The organism is Mycobacterium sp. NGS27, assembly GCF_059813005.1.
Window position 1 is genome coordinate 1 of the sequence record NZ_JCALDT010000053.1, and the last position, 288, is coordinate 288.

Consider the following 288-nt stretch of genomic DNA (forward strand, 5'->3'; position numbering starts at 1 on the left):
ATGCGGGCCAGTTCGTGCAGGGCGGTGGTGGTGTGTTCGGGCAGCCGGTAGGTGGTGGTGTGGCGCGGGCCGGGCTGGAGCCGGCCGGGCGGGCCGAGCAGGGTGGGGGTGTCCACCCCGGCCAGTACCTGGGCCCAGGCGGTCTGGGCGGCGTGCTGGTCGCGCTCGGTCAGCCAGTGAATGAACCGGCGGTAGGAGATCGGGGCGGGCAGGGGTTGTTGGTGGTAGGCGGCGAAGATTTCGCCGAGCAGGATCGGTAGTGACCAGCCATCGATGACGATGTGGTGA

At 70.1% G+C, this 288-nt stretch carries 1 protein-coding gene; it reads right to left on the minus strand.

The features are described from left to right. On the minus strand, positions 1 to 288 hold a 288-nt coding region (locus tag AC5Y30_RS25535), incomplete at both ends, for a condensation domain-containing protein (protein WP_499922104.1).